The 1,891-nt window shown below is 69.3% G+C and carries 2 protein-coding genes and 1 pseudogene; 2 read left to right on the plus strand and 1 reads right to left on the minus strand.

All coding sequences use genetic code 11. The annotated features are described in order from the left end of the window. The coding region (locus A9X03_RS20215; protein WP_068262644.1) for an alpha-keto acid decarboxylase family protein at positions 1-1,483 on the plus strand (1,483 nt) is incomplete at its 5' end. On the opposite strand, the gene A9X03_RS28700 is transcribed toward A9X03_RS20215, so the two are convergent. Beyond that, positions 1,480-1,671 (minus strand): bacterioferritin-associated ferredoxin, encoded by a 192-nt coding sequence (locus A9X03_RS28700; protein WP_068016700.1) that lies wholly within the window; start codon positions 1,669-1,671, stop codon positions 1,480-1,482. The two genes, A9X03_RS20215 and A9X03_RS28700, sit on opposite strands and share 4 nt — an antisense overlap. Positions 1,672-1,696: 25 nt before the next feature. Here A9X03_RS28700 and A9X03_RS28705 point away from each other — a divergent pair. Next, a pseudogene (locus A9X03_RS28705) lies at positions 1,697-1,858 on the plus strand (fatty-acid--CoA ligase); the annotation flags it as partial. Positions 1,859-1,891: the final 33 nt, after the last annotated feature.

A 1,891-nucleotide genomic window follows, 5' to 3' on the forward strand; every position in this document is an offset into this window, starting at 1 on the left:
CCGGCTGCGCGGAATGTCCACGGTGGTAACGACTTTCGGCGTGGGCGAACTGTCGGCGGCCAACGCGATCGCGGGCAGCTATGCCGAGCAGGTGCCCGTCGTGCACATCGTCGGGGGCCCGTCCAAGGACGCGCAGGGCACCCGGCGCGCGCTACACCACTCGCTCGGCGACGGAGACTTCGAGCACTTCTTGCGCGTCAGTCGCGAGATCACCTGTGCCCAAGCCAACCTGATGCCCGCGACCGCCCGCCGCGAGATCGACCGGGTGCTGTCCGAGGTGCGCGAGCAGAAGCGGCCCGGGTACATCCTGCTGACCACCGACGTGGCCCGCTTCCCCACCGAACCGCCCGCGGACCCGCTGCCCCGCTACACCGGCGGCACCAGCCCGCGCGCGCTTTCACTGTTCGTCGAGGCCGCCGCCGAACTCATCGGTGACCACCAGCTGACGGTGCTGGCCGACTTGCTAGTGCACCGGTTGCAGGTGGTCAAAGAACTCGAGGCGTTGCTGGCGGCCGACGTGGTGCCCTACGCGACGCTGATGTGGGGTAAGAGCCTCCTCGACGAAAGCTCACCCCACTACTTGGGCATTTACGCCGGGTCTGCCAGCGTCCCGGCGGTGCGCACCGCGATCGAAGAGGCGCCGGTTCTGGTGACCGCCGGCGTGGTGTTCACCGACATGGTCAGCGGCTTCTTCAGCCAGCGGATCGACCCGGCGCGCACCATCGACGTCGCGCAGTACCAGACCACCGTGGCCGGTGAGGTCTTCGCTCCGCTGGAGATGGGCGCCGCGCTCGAGGCGTTGGCCACCATTTTGACCCGCCGCGCGATCACGTCGCCGCCCGTGGCGTCGCCGCCCGCCGAGGCCCTGCCCCCGCCACCGCCACGCGATCAACCGCTGACGCAGGAGATGCTGTGGGACCGCCTCTGCGTGGCCCTGACACCGGGCAACGTAGTCCTCGCCGACCAGGGCACCTCGTTCTACGGCATGGCCGACCACCGCCTGCCCCAGGGCGTGACGTTCATCGGCCAACCGCTTTGGGGCTCAATCGGATACACGCTGCCGGCGGCGCTGGGTGCCGGGGTGGCACATCCGGACCGGCGGACGGTGCTGCTGATCGGTGACGGTGCCGCGCAACTGACCGTCCAAGAGCTCGGCAACTTTTCGCGCGAAGGGCTGTCACCGGTCATCGTGGTGGTCAACAACGACGGCTACACCGTCGAACGGGCGATCCACGGGGAAACGGCGCCCTACAACGACATCGTGAACTGGAAATGGACCGACATCCCCAACGCGCTGGGCGTCGCCGATCACCTGGCGTTCCGGGTGCAGACGTACGGTGAGCTCGACGACGCCCTGACCGCCGCCGCGGCGCACCGGGACAGCATGGTGCTCGTCGAGGTGGTGCTGCCGCGGCTCGAAATCCCGCCCCTGCTCGTCGAACTCGTCCAGCCGATGTCGCCGGACGGCAGCGTTCGCCGCTAAGACCGCGGCCGGGTGGCAGCGCCGTTCGGATCCGACGATCGCAGCATCGCCTGGACGGTTCGCCGGCAGCGCCCGCAGTCGGCGCCCGCCCCACAGGCTGCCGCGACCTCCTTGGTCGTGCAGGCCCCGGCTTGCAGCGCCTCGGTCACCGTTTGGCTGGTGACTCCGTTACACAGGCAGACGAACATTCCGGCGGACCGCTCAGTCCGCCTCGATGCGCATCATGTTGGAGAATCGCCCGACGAGGAGAGCGCGCGGCGGTGGATCGAGCACCCCGACGCGGCGGCCGAGTGGATGAGCGGCGCCGGGGTGGGCCCCTACCCGCCGGTTTTCGTCGGGCGATTCTCCAACATGATGCGCATCGAGGCGGACTGAGCGGTCCGCCGGAATGTTCGTCTGCCTGTGGGC

The sequence above is a fragment of the Mycobacterium sp. E1715 genome (genome assembly GCF_001667625.1).
GTDB lineage: Bacteria > Actinomycetota > Actinomycetes > Mycobacteriales > Mycobacteriaceae > Mycobacterium.

Coding starts and splice junctions, on each gene's coding strand:
- A9X03_RS28700 (WP_068016700.1), bottom strand. CDS start 1,671: ATGTTCGTCTGCCTGTGTAACGGAGTCACCAGCCAAACGGTGACCGAG.